General features: G+C 63.0%; 22 protein-coding genes. 15 read left to right on the forward strand and 7 right to left on the reverse strand.

Annotated elements, in window-relative coordinates; genetic code table 11:
* Nucleotides 1-34: 34 nt before the first annotated feature.
* The gene (locus tag ASD01_RS02455) at nucleotides 35-685 is read right to left on the reverse strand and encodes a S24 family peptidase (RefSeq protein ID WP_082566246.1); all 651 of its coding nucleotides are present in this window, start codon (nucleotides 683-685) and stop codon (nucleotides 35-37) included.
* Between the two features lie 814 nt (nucleotides 686-1,499).
* On the opposite strand from ASD01_RS02455, the gene ASD01_RS02460 reads away from it, so the two are divergent.
* From ASD01_RS02460 to ASD01_RS02490, 9 genes are all read left to right on the forward strand, one after another.
* Complete coding sequence (locus ASD01_RS02460; protein ID WP_060643539.1) at nucleotides 1,500-2,234, forward strand: hypothetical protein; 735 nt, start codon at nucleotides 1,500-1,502, stop codon at nucleotides 2,232-2,234.
* On the forward strand, nucleotides 2,155-2,832 hold the full coding sequence (locus ASD01_RS35930; RefSeq protein WP_159415454.1) for a hypothetical protein: 678 nt from the start codon (nucleotides 2,155-2,157) through the stop codon (nucleotides 2,830-2,832). The genes ASD01_RS02460 and ASD01_RS35930 overlap by 80 nt, the downstream gene beginning before the upstream one ends.
* Nucleotides 2,822-3,415: a helix-turn-helix domain-containing protein gene (locus ASD01_RS02470; protein WP_060643541.1), complete on the forward strand. Its 594-nt coding sequence runs from the start codon at nucleotides 2,822-2,824 to the stop codon at nucleotides 3,413-3,415. Before ASD01_RS35930 ends, ASD01_RS02470 begins: the two co-directional genes overlap by 11 nt.
* A gap of 86 nt (nucleotides 3,416-3,501) precedes the next feature.
* Nucleotides 3,502-4,107 carry a hypothetical protein gene (locus tag ASD01_RS02475; RefSeq protein ID WP_034793449.1) on the forward strand — a complete coding sequence of 202 codons (606 nt, stop codon included), beginning with the start codon at nucleotides 3,502-3,504 and terminating at the stop codon, nucleotides 4,105-4,107.
* Nucleotides 4,104-4,277: a hypothetical protein gene (locus ASD01_RS35255; RefSeq protein ID WP_156552970.1), complete on the forward strand. Its 174-nt coding sequence runs from the start codon at nucleotides 4,104-4,106 to the stop codon at nucleotides 4,275-4,277. Before ASD01_RS02475 ends, ASD01_RS35255 begins: the two co-directional genes overlap by 4 nt.
* 554 nt (nucleotides 4,278-4,831) lie before the next feature.
* Nucleotides 4,832-5,113 (forward strand): hypothetical protein, encoded by a 282-nt coding sequence (locus ASD01_RS02480; protein ID WP_034793452.1) that lies wholly within the window; start codon nucleotides 4,832-4,834, stop codon nucleotides 5,111-5,113.
* A gap of 10 nt (nucleotides 5,114-5,123) precedes the next feature.
* Nucleotides 5,124-5,342: a hypothetical protein gene (locus ASD01_RS02485; protein WP_034793455.1), complete on the forward strand. Its 219-nt coding sequence runs from the start codon at nucleotides 5,124-5,126 to the stop codon at nucleotides 5,340-5,342.
* An 8-nt stretch (nucleotides 5,343-5,350) separates the two neighbouring features.
* Complete coding sequence (locus ASD01_RS35260) at nucleotides 5,351-5,536, forward strand: hypothetical protein (protein WP_127889113.1); 186 nt, start codon at nucleotides 5,351-5,353, stop codon at nucleotides 5,534-5,536.
* A 305-nt stretch (nucleotides 5,537-5,841) separates the two neighbouring features.
* On the forward strand, nucleotides 5,842-6,048 hold the full coding sequence (locus tag ASD01_RS02490) for a hypothetical protein (RefSeq protein ID WP_034793461.1): 207 nt from the start codon (nucleotides 5,842-5,844) through the stop codon (nucleotides 6,046-6,048).
* Between the two features lie 34 nt (nucleotides 6,049-6,082).
* Here ASD01_RS02490 and ASD01_RS02495 read toward each other — a convergent pair whose 3' ends face one another.
* Nucleotides 6,083-7,039, reverse strand: coding sequence for a hypothetical protein (locus ASD01_RS02495; protein WP_034793464.1), 957 nt, complete (start codon nucleotides 7,037-7,039; stop codon nucleotides 6,083-6,085).
* Between the two features lie 507 nt (nucleotides 7,040-7,546).
* On the opposite strand from ASD01_RS02495, the gene ASD01_RS02500 reads away from it, so the two are divergent.
* Entirely contained in the window at nucleotides 7,547-9,199 is a 1,653-nt protein-coding gene (locus ASD01_RS02500) for an arylsulfatase (protein WP_051659281.1), read from the forward strand.
* Nucleotides 9,200-9,270: 71 nt separating this feature from the next.
* Here the strand turns inward: ASD01_RS02500 and ASD01_RS02505 are convergent, their stop codons facing one another.
* On the reverse strand, nucleotides 9,271-9,852 hold the full coding sequence (locus tag ASD01_RS02505; RefSeq protein ID WP_034793467.1) for a dienelactone hydrolase family protein: 582 nt from the start codon (nucleotides 9,850-9,852) through the stop codon (nucleotides 9,271-9,273).
* Nucleotides 9,853-10,038: 186 nt separating this feature from the next.
* On the opposite strand from ASD01_RS02505, the gene ASD01_RS02510 reads away from it, so the two are divergent.
* Together ASD01_RS02510 and ASD01_RS02515 are read left to right on the forward strand one after the other, a co-directional pair.
* A complete protein-coding gene (locus ASD01_RS02510) occupies nucleotides 10,039-11,121 on the forward strand; it encodes a D-alanine--D-alanine ligase family protein (protein ID WP_034793469.1) in 1,083 nt (360 codons plus the stop codon).
* 191 nt (nucleotides 11,122-11,312) lie between these two features.
* The gene (locus ASD01_RS02515) at nucleotides 11,313-11,861 is read left to right on the forward strand and encodes a BA14K family protein (protein WP_034793472.1); all 549 of its coding nucleotides are present in this window, start codon (nucleotides 11,313-11,315) and stop codon (nucleotides 11,859-11,861) included.
* A gap of 113 nt (nucleotides 11,862-11,974) precedes the next feature.
* Here the strand turns inward: ASD01_RS02515 and ASD01_RS02520 are convergent, their stop codons facing one another.
* From ASD01_RS02520 to ASD01_RS02525, 4 genes are all read right to left on the reverse strand, one after another.
* Entirely contained in the window at nucleotides 11,975-12,274 is a 300-nt protein-coding gene (locus ASD01_RS02520; RefSeq protein WP_090425664.1) for a hypothetical protein, read from the reverse strand.
* Between the two features lie 376 nt (nucleotides 12,275-12,650).
* The gene (locus tag ASD01_RS37170) at nucleotides 12,651-12,782 is read right to left on the reverse strand and encodes a hypothetical protein (RefSeq protein ID WP_255380915.1); all 132 of its coding nucleotides are present in this window, start codon (nucleotides 12,780-12,782) and stop codon (nucleotides 12,651-12,653) included.
* A 232-nt stretch (nucleotides 12,783-13,014) separates the two neighbouring features.
* Nucleotides 13,015-13,185, reverse strand: coding sequence for a hypothetical protein (locus ASD01_RS35265; protein ID WP_156400691.1), 171 nt, complete (start codon nucleotides 13,183-13,185; stop codon nucleotides 13,015-13,017).
* A 615-nt stretch (nucleotides 13,186-13,800) separates the two neighbouring features.
* Nucleotides 13,801-14,169 carry a tetratricopeptide repeat protein gene (locus tag ASD01_RS02525; protein WP_051659282.1) on the reverse strand — a complete coding sequence of 123 codons (369 nt, stop codon included), beginning with the start codon at nucleotides 14,167-14,169 and terminating at the stop codon, nucleotides 13,801-13,803.
* A 549-nt stretch (nucleotides 14,170-14,718) separates the two neighbouring features.
* Between ASD01_RS02525 and ASD01_RS34350 the strand changes: the two genes are divergently transcribed.
* The 3 genes from ASD01_RS34350 (at nucleotide 14,719) to ASD01_RS02540 (ending at nucleotide 17,760) form a co-directional block, all read left to right on the forward strand.
* Entirely contained in the window at nucleotides 14,719-15,108 is a 390-nt protein-coding gene (locus ASD01_RS34350) for a hypothetical protein (RefSeq protein WP_143106225.1), read from the forward strand.
* Nucleotides 14,993-16,432 carry a terminase large subunit domain-containing protein gene (locus tag ASD01_RS02535; protein ID WP_060528773.1) on the forward strand — a complete coding sequence of 480 codons (1,440 nt, stop codon included), beginning with the start codon at nucleotides 14,993-14,995 and terminating at the stop codon, nucleotides 16,430-16,432. Before ASD01_RS34350 ends, ASD01_RS02535 begins: the two co-directional genes overlap by 116 nt.
* A 197-nt stretch (nucleotides 16,433-16,629) precedes the next feature.
* A complete protein-coding gene (locus ASD01_RS02540; protein ID WP_034793485.1) occupies nucleotides 16,630-17,760 on the forward strand; it encodes a hypothetical protein in 1,131 nt (376 codons plus the stop codon).
* Nucleotides 17,761-17,876 lie beyond the last annotated feature (116 nt).

Here is a 17,876-nt window from a genome sequence, read left to right on the forward strand (position 1 = left end):
AAAATCCTGTGATTGTTTGTGGTGCTCGCCCCGCTTACCGCGCGCTGTATTTGCCGACGACACGGTGGCAGAAGGACCATTCGACCCGGCTTTCGGTGAACTCCAGGAAGGGGTTGTATTGCCTCAGCGTCCATTCGCGGTCGTTGAACGAGACGAGCCGCTTGATGATTGCCTCGGCATCGTTGGCGGGGGGAACGTGGTAGAGCACCACGTCCTTGTCGCGCGTAGGTGGCAGGTGCGGGTGGACGAGCGCCATGTCGCCCGGCTCATAGGCCGGGATCATCGAGCTGCCGGTGAGGTAGATACCGTAGGCGCCCTTGACGCCCTCGAGCACGGACGGGCGCTTGACATATTCGACCGCATCGAAGGTGACGATCACATGGCCGTCGCCGCCTTGCGCGGCCGCAAAGATCGGCAGGTCGCGATGGCCGACGAGCTGCTCGCCGGGCACGATCTGCGGCGCAAAACCCGGCGCGCGTCTGGGCGCGGCTTCGCCGGCGGCGGCAGCCCCCTGGATCAGCTCGACGATCGCGCGGGCGTCGCGCTCGCGCAGTTCCCGCGGCGTCTCCCGCTCCACGAACTGCTGGATATAGGCATGGTTCTTCCCGATCGCGATCGACAGATCCTTGTAGGTCGTCTTCTTCGCGTCGACTGCTTCCCGGATGAGGTGGCGCAATTCGTCCATGGCACTGGCATCCCAGATTCCGTTTCCGTCGTCCAATAGGATTTTTCCTCTTGATGGCAATAAGAAATCCTACTATGAATAGGATGTCAACGGAAATGAGCGGCAGAAACCGCTGCAGCAACCGTCACGGCGCCCAGTGGGCCAGCAAGCGGACTGGATGCGGATGATCGATCCGTCTCAGCCGATGCCGACCAGGGGGCGCATTCAGCATCGATCGCCGCATCTTGTGCGGTGGTCCAGGCGAGAGGCCGTCGTTTCCTCCCCGGCGACCTCTCGCTTTTCCAATCGATGCCGGCGCGCCGGCGCATGGTTGCCACGCGGGCCGATGACGGTCCGTGGTCGGTGACGTGCGCCACGTCGGTGGAGAGCAGCCGGCGCGCAGCCAGTGCGTGCCGGCGGCGCCAAGGTCACGGGTTTCGGCCGTTGCAGTGCCTCCTTCGGCGGAGGCGTGGCCCCCCTGACACCGGGAGGGGACGGCGAAGGCGACCGGCTGCTTGCCTGACGGTGGGCGGCGAGGCGACTGGCCGGTGACGGGAAGAACAATCGGAAGCGGGCGCGCGGCAGGCGCGACGAATGGCCGTGCCAATGGGCACGGCCAAAGGGGAAGGCATGGGAAGCTGCATGGCTGACAATGATTTGACAGGGAAGGCGCCGGGAGGGCGCGGGGTTTTGCCGACGCGCGAAACTCCGGGGCGGCTGGCGACCGGGGACGTCGGTTCCAAGGCCGGGCTTCGTCGTCCAAGCCGGGTGGCGGGCGTCTTCTCCCGCCAGGTGGTGCGTTCTCCTTTCCCCCGGCCGGCGAGGGCTTGAGCGCATGCGCATTACCGCAATCGTCGAAGCCCTGGTTCAATCGGGCGCGTCGCCCGAGATAATCCTTTCTGCCGTGCGCGCTGCCGAGGCGGGGCACGTATCCGAGATCGAGCGCCGCCGGGCGGGCGACCGCGAAAGGCAGCAGCGCCGTCGGGCCCGCGTGACGTCACGCGATGTCACGGTGACGGCCGACGGTGCCCTCTCTGATAAAGAAAGCTCCCCCACACCCCCTAAAGAAACTAACTCTCCCGACCCGAATCCGGGTGGGGACGCCGACCGGCCGGTTCCGGCTGCAGCCGTTCCGGATGCGGCAGGCTCGCGGCGCAACGGGAGCGGCCGGGCGATGCGGCTGCCTGAAGATTTCGAGCCCGACTGGGACTTTGCCGCCGGCCTCGGCTTCGGCCGGGCCGAGGCCGGCGTCGAGTTCGACAAGTTCCGCGACTACTGGCGCGCCAAATCCGGACGCGATGCGACCAAGCTCGACTGGGCCGCCACCTGGCGAAACTGGATGCGCAATGCCGGCGGCCGCGGGTTGCGCGGTGGCGGACAGGCCCGTCGCGGCCATCACCCCCAAGCGCCGCCACACGAGACCGCCTTTGCCCGCCATCAGCGGGAATGCAGGCAGACAATCGAAAACCAACTGAACGGAAACGAGAACAATGACCTATTCAGAGATGATGATTTCGCCGGCGGAGGCCCGGCTTTCGACCTTGGGCCGGGAGATTACCGCGCTCACTGAGCGGCTGGCTTGCGTCAACGAGGCGGCGGTGCTGCGCAGCCTCGATGCGATGCAGACGGCCGGCATGACCATGCCCCCGACGATCGAGCCGAGGAAGATCATTGCGGTCTACCACTACGCGCTTTCGGGCGTGCCGGCCTCGGGGCTTTCGGCGGCGACGCAGAAACTGATCCGCGGCGACTATGCCGCCAATCCCAACGTGCTTCTCGGCACGATACCCAAGCCGCCGGTGCTGGCAGCGCTCGCCAAGGCGGAGGCGCTGGGTCTCAGGGCGGATCTTGCCCGCAAACGCGAGATGGTTGCGGCGCTGACGCCGCGCGATCGGCGATCGCCGGCAAGCCGCAGCCGGGTGCGGGCGATGGTCGAAAGCTTCCGTCAGGCGCATGCGGCAGCGAAGGCCGGGCGGGATGCAGTTTCCTCCGACGGGCGGGCGCAAGGCGCGAACGTCCCGACCGAAAGCGCAGCTGATAGGCAGCCGGATGATACGGCCCCGCAAAATCCGGCGGCGCGGAATGCGTTTCGCGACTGGCTCGTGTCCGGCGTCGAGCGTGCAAATCTCAATCCAGCCGTTTCGAGGGAGGCTTTCCATGCGGTCTGAAGGCACTGAATTGACGACAGGACAGGCACCGGGCCGCGCAGCGGAAGGGTCGGCGGAAAGGATGCTCTCGGGGGACGAAGCGGGGAGCGCGGCTGCAAAACCGGCGACGCTCGACGATCTCGTCGGCATCGTCGCCGTTCAGGTGCGGGCGCAGGCGAGCCGGATCCAGGAGTTGGAACTGGCGCTCGCCGATGCCGAGGCGCGCATCCTCTCGCAGGCGCGGCTGATCTGCGGTGCCACGGCCGCGGCAAACAGCGATCTGTTCAACCGCCGGCCGGTGCGGGCGATCATCGAGGAGGTGCTTGGCGCCTATCCTGGGATCAGCTTCGAGGACATCATCGGGGTTGGCCGCGAGCGACGGCTGGTCGAGCCGCGGCACCGCTGCATGACCGCTGTTTACGACGAGCGTCCGGATCTATCGCTGCCGGCGCTCGGGCGGATCTTTCGGCGCGACCACACCTCGGTGCTGCACGCCGTCAACAAGCGCGAGCCCGGCAATGCGCGGCGGCGCGGACGGACCCAGCAGCCGGGCCGCTTGCCCGCGAATGCCGGTGCCGACGGGATCGGCGCGCCGGCATTTTGATTTTCCGACGAATTTCAGTCCCGCCCGCGGCCGCAGACACATGCAGCGGGCGAGGGCACATGCAGATTGCAAAAGGAGAAGAGACCATGAAATCCAAGGCAGAGCGCATCCGCATCAAGCGCGCCAGCCGGGCGGGCAGGCCGCGCAAGGCCAATGTGGCGCGCTATCCGGGCGGGCAGATCAAGCATGGCGAAAGCGAGCGCGAGGTCTGCTCCGTGGCGCTGGACGCGCGCCGGCGCATGCATTTTTCCGGCCGACGCGACGCCGATGTTGCCAGCCCCTTTGCCGGCTACACGCTCGGTCGCATGTTCCTCGACGGCAAGCTGACGGCGCATGAGCGCGAGGCGGGCGACGAATACAGCCGGCAGATGGCGCGTTACTACAGCCTCACCGGCATTCCTTTCCCGAGCGTGCGGGCCCAATCGCTGTTCGACGTGAAGGGTTTTGCCGGCGAGACGAGCGCCGAGCGCGCCCGCGGCGCCCGCCAGGCGGCGAACCGGATGATGGAGCTGGAAGGCGTGCTCTTGAAACTGCCGGACGGGCCGCAGGTGAAGACCACTGTCTTCAACGTCTGCATCATGGACTACGAGATGCTACGCACCATGCCGGAACCGCAGCTCGCCTGGCTGAAGCGCGGGCTGATGGAGCTGCACTGGCAGCTGGGGCTTTCGCGGGAGAAGGAAGGGGCGTGAAAGCGAGCGGCGCGGATCGGCCGCTGCCAGTGGCGCGGTTTCAAGCCGGCTCGCGCTTCGCCGCGCCGCTTGCCGCGATGGCGGGTTCGAATGCCTTCGCGTCAGCGCGGCTGCGCACCGCGACGAGCGTCGCATGTTCGGCTGAACACGCGACGCTCGAACCGGCCTGAGGGGCGGGCGGACGCGACCGGAGCCGTGTGGATGGGGCGCGCGGCGGTCTCTCAGGCACGGTAACGATTATCCGCGGAAGGCTCTTCCCTCGGTCGTGGCGGCCACCTCCGGTTCGTAGGAAAACATCATGCAGGTGAGCGCTGAACGTTTCGCCGCTCGCAATTGCCGTGTCGCTTTAGACTTTTGACCACGAATGTACTGGCACTGGTGTAAGAGCGATGATGAGGAAGGTCGGTGCGATTTCGCCCCGGGCTTTTTCGTTGACCGCATGCCAGACTTTCGGGTCATTGATGCGGCCGATTGCTTCGTCAGCGGTCGCCAGCCGACTGCGCCCGGGTATCCAGGCCACGAAGGGTCTGCCTCATCTTGGCCTTGAATAGACCTCAATTGACGCGCACCCTGATTAAATCGATTTAAGCCTGCTTGGCTTCTCGCGGCGTCAGAACCTCGACCCGCCATTTCCCCCTTAGATCGCCGCGTCGTAGCGCTGCCGCACGCAGCGGTATCAAACGAGATCGCGTGCCGGCGACTGCCGGTATCGGGAGGAGATGTCATGTTCGACCGAACGATTCACCGGACAATCCATTTCGACCGACCGTTCAGATTGCCGGGCGTCGATGAGACGATCGTCGCCGGCGCCTACGAAATCGATGACGACGAGGTGCCGATCGAAGGGCTTTCCTGGCTCGCCTACCGCCGTGTTGCCACCTTCATCAAGTTGCCCGCGACAGTCGAGAACCACTACCGAATGCGGTTGATACAAATCGAACCCGACGAGTTGGCGCGTTTGGTCGCGCTCAGCGGCGCCGAGATATCAGATGCGCCCGGACAGTGAGGATAAAACCATGTCCCAACATCGCTATCCCGTCGGGCTGTCCGTTCGCCTGCGAGACCGTCATAACCTCTCACCGAGAACCGCCGAAACCTATCGCATCACCGCAAAGATGCCGCTACGCGACAACGCCCCTCAATATCGAATTCGCAACGATGAACTCGGACAGGAGCGGGTCAGCGCTGAAAGCAATCTGGAACCGATCGACTGGGGAATGACCCGCAGCCACTGAGGAATGCCATGCGCTATGTCGAAACATTGAAGCGACTATTCCGGGTTAAACCTGAAATCCGTCACGTTGGTCTTGTGCTGACAGTCGCAAAGCCGGCCAGTCAAAAGGCACGCGAAAGGCCGCAGGAACGTCATGACAGCTCCGGCATATTGAAGCGCAGCCGGGATACGCAGGAGCGCCACCGGCTTTTGTAGAGCAACTGATCTGCGTCAAGACAAGGAGATAGACGCCGATGAAACCGCTCCATCGCACACATCAGATTGGCCTTACGCTTTGGCTGCGAAACGGTGGGGCAACCGGCAACACGGGCGAACTCGATCAATATGGCAGGCGTGTGGAACGTGACGGGTCCTGGACGGGAGCGCGGTTGTATATCGGCTCCTGGACTATGGCCGGCCTCGACCAGCAATTTGGCCTCCGCTGTGCTTCTCAACGCACCACAGCGGGCCTGAAGAAGACGAGGTAAACGCCCGTGTCTGACGCGAATGGAAATGTCTTGATGAGCGTCGCGGAAATCGAGCTGCTGCGGTGTGTGTTCGAGGCGACCTGCGCGGAGCACCAGATACCGCGGGAGGGAAGCTGCGCCGAACATCTTGCCCGGTTTCTTATGTTCGAGTTCAATTTGTCTACCTCAACCGAAAGCTCTCTCCTGGCAGCCGTCGATGAGGTCTATCTCCGACGCGCTCCGCCCCACGAGGAAAGCTAAGCAACGCGCAGCCGGCCGAATAACATCGCCTATCCTACCCTACGAGGCTCCTCGCAACCTTCCGTTCGCGCAGGATGCGAGCGTCGAGTTCCTTCAGCCGGTGCGTGAGGGCGGGATCGCCGGGCAGGAGGGCGAGAGCCTTCGCCAGCATATTGCGTGCGGTGACGAGATCGCCGTCGCGGATGTGGCGATTGGCGCGGTGATAAAGGAAGTTGACCCGCTCCGTTGGCGCAAAACGGTCGCCGAAGCGGGCGTCGAGCGCGTCGGACCAGGCGGGATGCCGGGCCATGGCGGCGACGGCGACCTGATAGGGACGCATGGGCGCATCGACCCGGGCGGCGCGGGCAAGACCCCGTAGGCGCGAAACGTCATGGGTTCTGCAGGCGGCGATCAGCGAAAGGGCACGCTCGGTGCCGGTAAAGACACGGACGGTGCCGTGGCCGGTCATGTGAACGCGCACGAGATGCGTTTCGGCCTGAAGTGCTGCGATGCGCTCGGCGTGGCGGCGATCTATCGCGTGGAAGGGATCATAAAAAATGAAGGCGCGGCCGGCGGCCTGATCGGCCGAAATGCCCATATTGGCGTGCAGATCGGGCGAAAAATGCCGGAGGAAGCGATTGTCGTAGGGGACGGATTTCGGGTCGATCGAGACCTGCGGGCAAAAGGCGATGGCCGTGGTGGCATTGAAGCGCCGGCGATAGCGAAGCGCCGCATAACCACCCTGCGAATGGCCGTACAGAATGCGCTCGGGAGCTGCATTCAGAATGGGTGCTGCGGCTTCGACCGCCTTGACCACGCTTGCCGCCGGAAACCAGTTGGGCCGCCTACTGATGAAGCCGAGGGCTGAGATGTCGGCCTTCTCGCAAAAGCGCTGGCCCCAGTAGCGGCTGCCGTTTGCCTGGATCTCCATCTCGTTGAAGGTCACCAGCAGATAGGGGGATGAACCCGGTCGATGGATGACTTCAAGATTTTCGTCCGAGTAGATCAGCACGGTTACTCCAAAACAATTTCAATTCTTGCAGCAATATTATTTGAAAGTTCGAGAATGATTTGCGGTCACCTCGGATTTCTTCAGTATTGCGTATTTGTATCAGATTTCCAGTGCCTGGATCTTTCTGCAAGGCAAATCCAATAATGAGGTCGCGGCTCAAGGGAGGCTCGTTTCCGGTCGATTTCGGCCCGATGCGGTCACTGCGCCACCGGTTGAGCGCCCACGTTTATGGCGTTCGTTACAGTTACGTACTTGATTGCCCGCGCGAAAGGAGCAGCATGCCCGCGCAGACGGCAACGGCCTTTCGCAATCGGTCGTGAGTTGCCGTTTTGGCAGCCGAAATTTGTTTGAAAATTCAGGCATGGCTTTGCGCGTCGAACCTCAATGGAGACGTGCTTCTTCCCAGATCAGTTTTTCGCGCGATGGCTCATCGCAGGAAGGAACCTGACAATGATAAAGGCATCTGATCATTCAACTTCGTCCCGCTGCGTGTCGAGGACTTTTCCGATGAAACTTCTGGCGTCGTGCGTGGCAGGGCTGAGCATTGTCGCTGGCCTGTCAACCCCGGCGCGTGCGCAGCAAGCAACACCAAAACCCAACATCCTTCTGATCGTTTCCGATGACACCGGCTACGGAGACCTCGGCCCCTATGGCGGCGGTGAAGGACGAGGCATGCCGACACCCAACATCGACAAGCTGGCCGAACAGGGCATGCTGTTTTATGATTTCTATGCCCAGCCGAGTTGCACGCCGGGTCGCGCCGCCATGATCACCGGGCGTATTCCCAACCGCAGCGGCATGACGACGGTTGCATTCCAGGGGGAAGGCGGCGGTCTTCCGGCGGCCGAATGGACGCTCGCCTCCGTCTTGAAGCTCGGCGGGTACCAGACCTATTTCACCGGCAAATGGCATTTGGGCGAGGCGGACTATGCCTTGCCGAACGCCCATGGCTTCGACGTCATGAAGTATTGCGGCCTTTACCACCTCAACGCCTACACCTACGCCGACCCGACCTGGTTCCCGGATATGGACCCCAAGCTCAGGGCCATGTTCCAGAAGGTCACCAAGGGCGCGCTCTCCGGTAAGGCCGGCGAAACGGCGGTCGAGGACTTCAAGATCAACGGCCAGTATATCGACACGCCCACGGTCAATGGCGCGGCAGGGGTCGTCGGCATCCCCTATTTCGACAGCTACGTCGAAAAGGCGGCCATCGAGTTTCTCGACGACGCGGCGAAATCCGACAAGCCGTTCTTCATCGACGTCAACTTCATGAAGGTGCACCAGCCGAACATGCCGGCGCCCGAGTTCGAGCATAAATCGCTGTCGAAGTCGAAATATGCCGACAGCATCGTGGAGCTGGACACCCGCATCGGCCGCATCATGGACAAGCTGCGCGAGACCGGCCTCGACAAGAATACGCTGGTCTTCTACACGACGGACAATGGCGCCTGGCAGGATGTCTATCCCGACGCCGGCTATACGCCGTTTCGTGGCACCAAGGGCACGGTGCGCGAGGGTGGCAACCGCGTTCCCGCCATCGCCGTCTGGCCGGGCAAGATCAAGGCCGGCTCCAAGAACCATGACATCGTCGGCGGCCTCGACCTGATGGCGACATTTGCTTCGGTTGCCGGTGTCGCTCTGCCGGACAAGGACCGCGAGGGCCAGCCGATCATCTTCGACAGCTTCGACATGTCGCCGGTCCTGCTTGGAACCGGCAAGTCGGAACGGAACTCATGGTTCTATTTCACCGAGAACGAACTGTCTCCCGGCGCTGCCCGCGTCGGCAATTACAAGGCGGTGTTCAACCTGCGTGGCGACAATGGACAGGCGACCGGCGGCCTTGCCGTCGACAGCAATCAGGGCTGGAAGGGTCCGAACAAATATGTGGCGACGGTGCCGCAGATCTTCGACCTCTGGCAGGACCCGCAGGAGCGCTACGACATCTTCATGAACAACTACACCGAGCGCACCTGGACGATGGTGACCATCAGCGACTCCATCAAGCAATTGATGATGACCTACGTCAAATATCCACCGCGCAAGCTTCAAAGCGGGACCTATACCGGTCCGATCGAAATCTCGAAGTATCAGCAGTTCCAGTGGCTGCGCGATGAGCTCGGCAAGGAAGGCTTCAGTCTGCCGATGCCGACCGGCAACTGAACCGGAAAATGAGAAGCGGCGCTGTCTGATCACGGCAGCGCCGCTCGACCGTCGGGCTTTCGAGGCGCCGGTCAGATCCGCTCGAGGAAGGCAAGTACCCGTTTCATCGCCAGCGCAGTTGCCGCCGCGTCATAGGAGGGCAGCGAGCTGTCGGCGAAGTAGTGCTGGTCGCCCGGATAGAGGAACAGTTCGGCGTCCTCTGCCTTCTCGACGATCTCGCGGGCGGCGTCGATATCGCCTTCGCCGACGAAGATCGGGTCGTTGTCCATGCCGTGGATTTGAACGGGTACGCCTGCCGGCCAGGGGCCGAAGGACCACTGGCCACTGATCGGGATGCAGGAGTAAAAGAGCAGGGCGCCGCGGGCGCCGGGGCGGGTCTGGGCGAGTTTCTGAGCCGGCAGGACACCGAAGGAGAAGCCGGCATAGACGAGGTTTTCGGGGAGGGCATCGGCGAGGCGCACGCCGCGCTCGCGCATCTCTTCAAAGCCGACCGCCTCGATATGGGCAACGCCCTCCTCGATGCTCGCAAATGTACGTCCTTCGAAGAGATCGGGCAGGTGGACGACGTGCCCGGCCGCGCGCAGGTCGTCGGCAAAAGCGTGCACGCCGGGTGTCAGCCCCTGGGCATGGTGGAATACGAGGACTTCGGCCATCGGCAGCTTCTCCTTCAAACCAGTGTTCGCGCATCAATTGTATTTCGTTCGGCGGAATTCAAGCGGCAAGGCTGCCCTTAAGGAAAATATTCCTCCCGCGCTGATGCCGCGTCTCTCGACCTTTTCTTGCCATCTTCGCTCGCTTGGTTGCGCACGATGCACCACGATTCTGGAGGGAAAAGGATCATGACAGGTAAGTTGCGCATTGCCGTGCTGTTCGGTGGCCGGTCGGCGGAGCATGAGGTTTCGCTGATGTCGGCGCGCAACGCCGTCGCGGCGCTCGATCGGACGCGCTACGAGATCGTGCCGATCGGGATCGCCAGGGATGGCCGCTGGATGCTGGTCGATCTCGAAGACGGGGAACTGCCGAAGGCGATCCCCGTGTCGGGAACGCAGGTGGCGCTGATCCCCGGCGGACGGGGGCGGGCGGTCACCATCGCGGCCGACGGCCGCCAAGGGTTGCTGCCGGCGATCGACCTGATCTTTCCGGTTCTGCATGGTCCCTTCGGCGAAGACGGGACGGTGCAAGGCTATGCGGAAACTGCCGATGTCGCCTATGTCGGCTGCGGTGTCGCGGCTTCGGCGGTCGCCATGGACAAGGCGCTCGCCAAGCGCCTGCTGGTCGCCGAAGGCATTGCCGTTGCGCGGGCGATCGGCCTTCATGCGGGCGACGCCTATTCAAGCGAGACCATCCTCGAAAGCCTGGGACTGCCGGTTTTCGTCAAGCCGGCGCGGCAGGGATCTTCCGTCGGCGTCAGCCGCGTCGACAGTCTGGACGCGCTTCAGGCGGCGCTTAACGAGGCGTTCCGGCACGACGACAAGGTGCTGATCGAGGAGTTCGTCCAGGCCCGCGAGATCGAGTGCTCGGTGCTGGAGGATGCGAAGGGACAGCTCACCGTCTCGCGACCGGGCGAAATCATTCCGGCTGCGAGCCACGGCTTCTACAGCTACGACGCCAAATATGTCGATGCCGGCGGCGCAGTCGTCGAGGCGCCCGCCAAACTCTCCGAGGAGGTGATCGCAGAGGCCAAGGACATGGCCGCGCGGGCATTCCGGGCGCTTGACTGCGCGGGGATGGCGCGGGTGGACTTCTTCCTGCGCGCCGATGGAAGCCTCATGATCAACGAAATCAACACCATTCCCGGCTTCACCAATATCAGCATGTATGCCAAGGCGCTGGCAGCCGACGGCATCGCCTACGGCCAGGTGGTGGAGACGCTGATCGCCCATGCGCTGAAGCTGCGCGGCAAGGCGGGCGCGCGCACCTGAGGGGATGACAGGGGCAACCCGGGTATGGCAGGCCATCGCCGGGGATGGCGGGCTTGCCGGGCGGCAGTGTCACCCTGGAGTATTGCGATGCTACCTATGAGTTGCGGTCCATATTAGGATTGTCGCATTCATTGTGGGTTCACGTCGCCCCGGCCAAAACTCGCACCTGTTACAAACGGACAGGTGATGAAATGAAGAAGATTGGCATCGTCGTGCTTGCGGCGATAACGGCTCTTTCGGGCATCACGCCGGCAAACGCCCTGCCGGCTGTTGCCATCGAGCGGGTGCAGAAGAGCGACGTTCAACTGGTGCAGCACCGGGAATGGAACGGCGGTCACCATCGCCGGCGTCCGCCGGGCTGGCACGGCGGCTATCGCCCGCGCCCCGGCTGGGATGGCGGTTACCGCCCGCGGCCAGGCTGGCATGGCGGCTATCGTCCGCGTCCGGGTTGGGACGGCGGCTACCGCTATGGCTACTATAACGGCCACCGCGGCTATCGCTACGAGCGCTACGGCTATCGCCGCCACAATGACGGCTGGTGGTATCCGCTGGCGGCCTTCGGCACCGGAGTCATCATCGGTGGCGCGATCGCCGCTCCGCCAGCGCGTCGCTACGAGACCGGCGTCAACCCGCGCCATGCCGACTGGTGCTATGCGCGCTATCGCTCCTACCGCGCCTGGGACAACTCGTTCCAACCCTATGGTGGCCCGCGCCAGCAGTGCTATTCGCCCTACTTCTGAGGCGAGCGTGTTTTAAGGAGGCCGCCGGTCGCTGACCGGCGGGCCTCTTTTTTGTTTTCTGGCATTCACATGCGCTGAGGGAACGCGGCCCGGCATGGGTGGGAACGCAGCCTCTATCGACTGCTGCGCGGCATCTCCTCGTCGAAGCGGGTTTTCTCGCGCCCCGGATCATCCTCGAGGATTTTCTCTTCGCGGTCGTCAGGCAGTGCATCGTCCGGATCGACATTGGCTTCGTCGCGGCTCGGAACGGGCGACACGCGACCCTGATCGACCGGCGTCGGATGGTCTCCCGCGGGAAGCTGGTCGACGGGGAGCGGCGGGATCTTACCGATCGGCACTGCGCGTGTTTCGCCAGACGGGGGCACGTCTTCCGGTGTCTCTCGGTCGCGGGATTTCGGGTTTGCCTTGTTCATCGTCGCATCTCCTTGCTGGCGGTTTGCCAGGAATAAGCCGAGGCGAGCGGAAAAGGTTCCGGTCTGGACGTTCAAGATCTCAAGATTGAAGGTGGATCAATGACGGGGCGTGGCCGTGCGGATTGGGGGACATCGCATCCGGCTCCTGTCGTTTTCCAAGTCTTGGTCCGCGATGCAATCGGCATCCCAAGCACGCGCTATCGAGCCAGACATCCTGTCGATGATATCGGGGCGAACTCTGCCGCGTCGCGCGTTTGCAGGGGAGGCGTCTGCTAGGAATCGCTCATTGCGGCAACCCCGCGAAGAGGCAGACAAGCGGAGCGGCCGCGGACCGGCGAGGTCGGAAAAGCCCGGTCTTCTAGAACTTCAACGTCTTCTAGAACTTCAACCGGGCGTCGTCATGTTCGGGAGGGCGGTGCGCGTCCTTGCGACGAAACCCGTAGGCGAGCGCGAGCCCCAGGATTGCGGAGCCGACGACGATGGCGGCGAGTGCGAAGAAATTCTCCATGGCATTTTCCTCCCAAGGGGAAGCTTAACACAGAATGCGCGCAAACAAATGGCGCGGCAGCGAGAATGCGCGTCATGGTTACTCAACGCATGTCGGCCCAAGATGTTCAATCCGATTGGCTTCGGTGCGCGGTGCGTTCGGCCGAGGCTTTGCACGGGAGCGACACTGCGGGCGGGCGATCTGGACAACGTCGAGCCCCGCCAGCTTCGCCGTCTACGAAGCATCAGCGACCTCAATAACCGCCAGCACCGCCGCCGCCCTGACTCATGCCCTGGACGCCTTGCATGCCCTGGTAACTGGGGCTCGGAGCAGGAGTGCTGGTGCGGCTCGCCTGGTCGGTGGTGCAGCCGGCAGCCGCAAGAAGCGCCGCGCAAAGAGCGGCGATCAGGTATTGTCGTGTCATGGGTATCTCCCGTGGTCGTGGGAGCGGCATCAACCGCTTCCGCATCGAAACGGATCAACCATGCCGCCGCCGGCCCCGGATCCGTTGAGGAAGGAGACATGGCGCCAGCGGCCTTGCATGGCGCTCGCGATTGTACCACCGATCGCGCACATGGGCTGGCAAAGAGGCGGGGCGGGGGTAAAGGAAAAAACGAACAAAACGGAAACAAATTTTGGCAAAGGGGCTTGCCAAGCGACCGGAAGCGGGCTAAGGATATTACAGGCTGGCCGTTTCGTCATTGAAGCGGCCTTTTTGATTCCGGCGGATTGGCGCGGCCTTGCCTGGGCGCTGATGCCGATATCCAAAAAAGTCAAATCCGCGCCGGCGCCGGCTGCGACCGCTGAGACGCGGGTGACGACGGCCGCTACGGCGTCACGGCGCTTCGCGATTTTTCGGATCCGAACTTGGGCTTCACGTCTTCGGCGCCCGCATGCTGCTGTCGCAAGATCGCCGCATGTTCTGGTGCGAAAGCCCTAAAGCTGGTCGCGTGGAAAGGGCTCACGCGACAGGCTTTAAGATCTTGTTTTTATGCATGTCGTTGCGGCAATACCGCTGCCCACTTTTACGCGAAAAGCCTTAGGCTTCCTGCTTGGCGATCTTGCCGGTGACGGAGGCGCCGGTCTCATGTCGCGGGCGGGGCTGCCCGATGCTGCGCAGCCAGCGCGAGGCTTCCTTCGGATCGCGCTCGACGCCGAGGCCTCTCTGATAGATGGTCACGAGGCGGGCCTGGGCAGCCGGATGACCCTGGCGGGCGGCCTGGCGGTTCCAATGAAGCGAGGCGGCATAGTGTTCCGCGCCGCCATCGTTGAAATAGATTTCGGCGAGTTTCGCCTGGGCATCGACATTTCCTGACGTCGCCAGTTCAAGCAACCTGGGCGAGATATTCGTTGCGGACGGCCGCGGGGTGAAAATGGTCTTCAACTTGCTGAACGTGTTGCGGATCATCTGGCACCTGTTGCATTCATTGCATGGTTCCCGCGGCTGGACTGCTAGGCTGAAAAACTGCTTAAAATCTTGAACTAATTCGACTTTTCCCTGGCCACTGCCGGTAGAGCAGGAGCGCTTGCGATGCATTGCGCCAGAAGCACCCGATGTGGGGCAACCCGGTGAGCGGTATTGATGACCGAATGCAACCTGAAGTCAAGGTTGCAAGCGTGACATCCGGCGTGACACACGCATTTTTCTGTGATCGGCTGTCACGCTTGCTAGCTTGAACAGCCGCGGCGACACGATGGTGCCTCCCGCAGGCATTGGCGTTCCCAGCTTGGGCGCCGAGACCTTCGGAGATGTCGGCTCGTCGACTTCGGCCAGGGCCGGAGCCGGCCTCGCGAACATGCCAAGCAGTTTCGTCCACAAACGCCGGATCACCTGCGATCGCCTCCAAATCCCGCCGCTACCGGTCGGCTTTGATGGCAGAATGCAACTTTTGGTCAAGCGGCGGCCGATCCAACGTGCGCAGGAGGAGCAATCGCCTCGTGCCCCGGAGCAAATCCCATGACAGTGAAACCCGCAAAGGACCCGAAGACCGGGCGCTTTCTGCCGCGCGCCGGAGGGGATGGGGCCGTCCCCCGGACGCGCACGCGCAAGGCGGTCCGCACCAAGCTCGGCGAACTCTTTCTCGAAGACATGCTTTCGGCCTGGGAGAGCCGAGGGGCGGCCGCGATCCACGCGCTGATCGAGAAGAACCCAAACGACTTCCTGAAGACGATAGCGGCGCTGATGCCGAAGGACGTGACCATCAATCCAAACCAGATGGGCGAGATGACGGATGAACAACTCCTCGAGCGGATCCGCAAGCTCGACCAGACCATCAGGCCTTTCCTTGCTGCTTCGGGAGCGGATGGAACTGACGATGGAGATCGGGCGGCGGCAGAAAACCAATAGGCTCGCCTATTACCGTCCCTATGCGAAACAGACCGAGTTTCATGCGGCGGGGGCCAGCTTTCGCGAGCGGCTGTTCATGGCCGGTAACCAGCTCGGCAAGACGCTTGCCGGCGCCGCGGAAGCGGCGATGCATCTGACAGGCGACTATCCCTCTTGGTGGGCGGGCCGACGGTTCGACCGGCCGATCACGATGATCGGCGGCTCGGAATCGCACGAGCTGACACGCGATGGCGTGCAGCGGCTGCTCGTCGGCCCGCCAATGAGCGAGGAGGACTGGGGCACCGGCTATCTGCCGAAAGCGGCGCTTGTCGGCTGGACACGACGATCGAGCGCTTCCGGCGCGCTCGACAGCGTGACCGTGCGGCACACTTCGGGCGGCACCTCGACGCTGCTCTTGAAGGCTTACGAGCAGGGCCGGGCGAAATGGCAGGCCAACACCGTGGACTATCTCTGGTTCGACGAGGAGCCGCCGGAAGACGTCTATTTCGAAGGCATCACCCGCACCAATGCGACCGGTGGCTCGGTCGCCGTGACGTTTACGCCGCTGAAAGGCATGAGCTCGGTCGTCAGCCGCTATCTGCTGGAACCATCAGACGACCGGACCGTGGTGACGATGACGATCGACGATGCCGAACATTATACGCCGCAGGAGCGCGCGAAGATCATCGCCAGCTACCCCGCGCATGAGAAGGAAGCGCGCACCAAGGGGGTGCCGACGCTCGGGTCGGGAAGAATCTTCCCGGTGACGGAAGAGCAGATCCGGGTCGAGCCATTCGAGGTTCCCAGGCACTGGGTGCAGATCGGCGGGCTCGATTTCGGCTGGGATCACCCCTTTGCCGCAGCGCTCTGCGCCTGGGACCGCGATGCGGATGTCTTTTACGTGACCCGCTGCTACCGCGAGCGCGAGGCGACGCCGATCATCCATGCCGCAAGCCTGAAACCCTGGGGACCCTGGCTGCCCTGGGCCTGGCCGCACGACGGGCTGCAGCACGACAAGGGCTCGGGCGAGCAGCTTGCGGCGCAATATCGCGGGCAGGGGCTCGTGATGCTGCCCGAGCGCGCGACCTTCGACGACGGCACCAACGGTGTCGAGGCGGGGGTCTCCGACATGCTGCAGCGCATGCAGACCGGTCGCTTCAAGGTGTTTTCGACCTGTGGCGACTGGTTCGAGGAGTTCAGGCTCTACCACCGCAAGGACGGCCGGATCGTCAAGGAACGCGACGACGTGATTTCGGCCAGCCGCTACGCGCTGATGATGAAACGCTTTGCCCGGGTGAAGGCGGATAACGCCGCCTGGGCCTTTACCGATCGGAAGGTTCTCTAGCCGCGGTGGTGAAACCTAACGCCAGCGAGGCCCGTCGCGGCCTCGAGGCCCGAACCGCGGGCCGGCGAACGAAAATCGATCAGACCTTCCAGGAGCCTGCTTCCACGACCGTGGAACGGGGCCCGTTGCCTTCAATATCAACAGTAGGAGTCGTCATGGTTACCAGCGTTGTCACCACATCTGGAAACACGACATGCATGGATTTCAGCACGAACCAGTGGCACGGCTACGTTGGCGGTAACACGCCCTATGGCCTGTGGGTGGACGGTCCCTTGCATCCGTGGCGCGACGCCAATGGAACGCCGACCTTCATCACCGGCCATTCCGAAGGGTATCGCTACAACGTCCTCTCCGATTGGCACAACGGCCACACCTGGACCAACTGGAATGCCGGCCGGCACTGGAACTCGCCGCGCGACACCGTTGAAGGGCACTATGCCAACCGCCACTGGATCGTGTCACCGTTCGCGCGCGGCTCTCTGGTCGTCGGCCTGACCCACCACGAATTCTATCAATCGTCGACGACGATCGGCGGGGTCAAAGGCTTCAATTCCCACGCCCACGGCTTCAATACCCGCTGGGTCAACGGCATCGGCTATGTGCGCTCTACCAATGACGGTCAGGCCTGGACAGTCCCCAATCCCGGGGATTTCGGCCAGAACCATCACAATGTGCGCTGCGTGCTGATCCCGGAGCCGTGGTCCTACCAGTCTATCGACACGGCCTATGGCTTCCTGCATCCGTCGAACATCGTGCAAGAGGGCAACTACTATTATGCCTTCATCGAGGTCCGCAATCTGCCGGGCAACACCACGCTGCTCGACAACGGCTTCACCATCATCCGAACATCGAACCTCGACGCGTCGGTCGGCTGGCAGTTCTACAACAACGCCAACCAGTGGGAGACGGTGAACCACCAGTACTACCAGGGCAACATCGCGCCGCAGCAGCCGAAAATCTTCTTCAAGGTGGCGGGCTACAACCCCTACACCATGTATGACCAGAACGGCCGCATGGCGCAGAGCATCCGCTACCACGTGCCCACACAGAAATGGGTTCTGTTCGGCTACACTGGCCTGCAGACGCCCGGCTTCTGCTACTGCGTTTCGGATACGCTCGCCAATCCGCAGTTCGAGGCGAACGGGCACCGTTTGGTGAGCCTTGCCGGCGGCGGCGCCACGAACGAATACCACAGCAACCACTACATCAGCGTCTTCGATCCGAACTCTCAGGATCAGAACTACAAGACGATCCTCGGTGACAGCGCGGTCGTGATAACGGCCGACGAAGGCGTGCGCTACAAGATCGGCACGATCCGGATCACCTGATTTCACAAGCAAAACAACGTGATGACGCTCTTTCGGTCGTTATGAGCCGATTGACGGAACGCTGTGCCCGGGCAGGCCATTCATGCCGCCTGGGCCTTTACCGATCGGAAGGTTCT

The organism is Ensifer sp. Root423, from assembly GCF_001426275.1.
Lineage (GTDB): Bacteria > Pseudomonadota > Alphaproteobacteria > Rhizobiales > Rhizobiaceae > Ensifer > Ensifer adhaerens.

Bases quoted from the DNA above. Each gene is read 5' to 3' on its own strand.
- ASD01_RS02455 (WP_082566246.1), bottom strand. From the start codon at position 685: ATGGACGAATTGCGCCACCTCATCCGGGAAGCAGTCGACGCGAAGAAG.
- ASD01_RS02460 (WP_060643539.1), top strand. From the start codon at position 1,500: ATGCGCATTACCGCAATCGTCGAAGCCCTGGTTCAATCGGGCGCGTCG.
- ASD01_RS35930 (WP_159415454.1), top strand. From the start codon at position 2,155: ATGACCTATTCAGAGATGATGATTTCGCCGGCGGAGGCCCGGCTTTCG.
- ASD01_RS02470 (WP_060643541.1), top strand. From the start codon at position 2,822: ATGCGGTCTGAAGGCACTGAATTGACGACAGGACAGGCACCGGGCCGC.
- ASD01_RS02475 (WP_034793449.1), top strand. From the start codon at position 3,502: ATGAAATCCAAGGCAGAGCGCATCCGCATCAAGCGCGCCAGCCGGGCG.
- ASD01_RS02480 (WP_034793452.1), top strand. From the start codon at position 4,832: ATGTTCGACCGAACGATTCACCGGACAATCCATTTCGACCGACCGTTC.
- ASD01_RS02485 (WP_034793455.1), top strand. From the start codon at position 5,124: ATGTCCCAACATCGCTATCCCGTCGGGCTGTCCGTTCGCCTGCGAGAC.
- ASD01_RS35260 (WP_127889113.1), top strand. From the start codon at position 5,351: ATGCGCTATGTCGAAACATTGAAGCGACTATTCCGGGTTAAACCTGAA.
- ASD01_RS02490 (WP_034793461.1), top strand. From the start codon at position 5,842: ATGAGCGTCGCGGAAATCGAGCTGCTGCGGTGTGTGTTCGAGGCGACC.
- ASD01_RS02500 (WP_051659281.1), top strand. From the start codon at position 7,547: ATGAAACTTCTGGCGTCGTGCGTGGCAGGGCTGAGCATTGTCGCTGGC.
- ASD01_RS02505 (WP_034793467.1), bottom strand. From the start codon at position 9,852: ATGGCCGAAGTCCTCGTATTCCACCATGCCCAGGGGCTGACACCCGGC.
- ASD01_RS02510 (WP_034793469.1), top strand. From the start codon at position 10,039: ATGACAGGTAAGTTGCGCATTGCCGTGCTGTTCGGTGGCCGGTCGGCG.
- ASD01_RS02515 (WP_034793472.1), top strand. From the start codon at position 11,313: ATGAAGAAGATTGGCATCGTCGTGCTTGCGGCGATAACGGCTCTTTCG.
- ASD01_RS02520 (WP_090425664.1), bottom strand. From the start codon at position 12,274: ATGAACAAGGCAAACCCGAAATCCCGCGACCGAGAGACACCGGAAGAC.
- ASD01_RS37170 (WP_255380915.1), bottom strand. From the start codon at position 12,782: ATGGAGAATTTCTTCGCACTCGCCGCCATCGTCGTCGGCTCCGCAATC.
- ASD01_RS35265 (WP_156400691.1), bottom strand. From the start codon at position 13,185: ATGACACGACAATACCTGATCGCCGCTCTTTGCGCGGCGCTTCTTGCG.
- ASD01_RS02525 (WP_051659282.1), bottom strand. From the start codon at position 14,169: ATGATCCGCAACACGTTCAGCAAGTTGAAGACCATTTTCACCCCGCGG.
- ASD01_RS34350 (WP_143106225.1), top strand. From the start codon at position 14,719: ATGACAGTGAAACCCGCAAAGGACCCGAAGACCGGGCGCTTTCTGCCG.
- ASD01_RS02535 (WP_060528773.1), top strand. From the start codon at position 14,993: ATGAACAACTCCTCGAGCGGATCCGCAAGCTCGACCAGACCATCAGGC.
- ASD01_RS02540 (WP_034793485.1), top strand. From the start codon at position 16,630: ATGGATTTCAGCACGAACCAGTGGCACGGCTACGTTGGCGGTAACACG.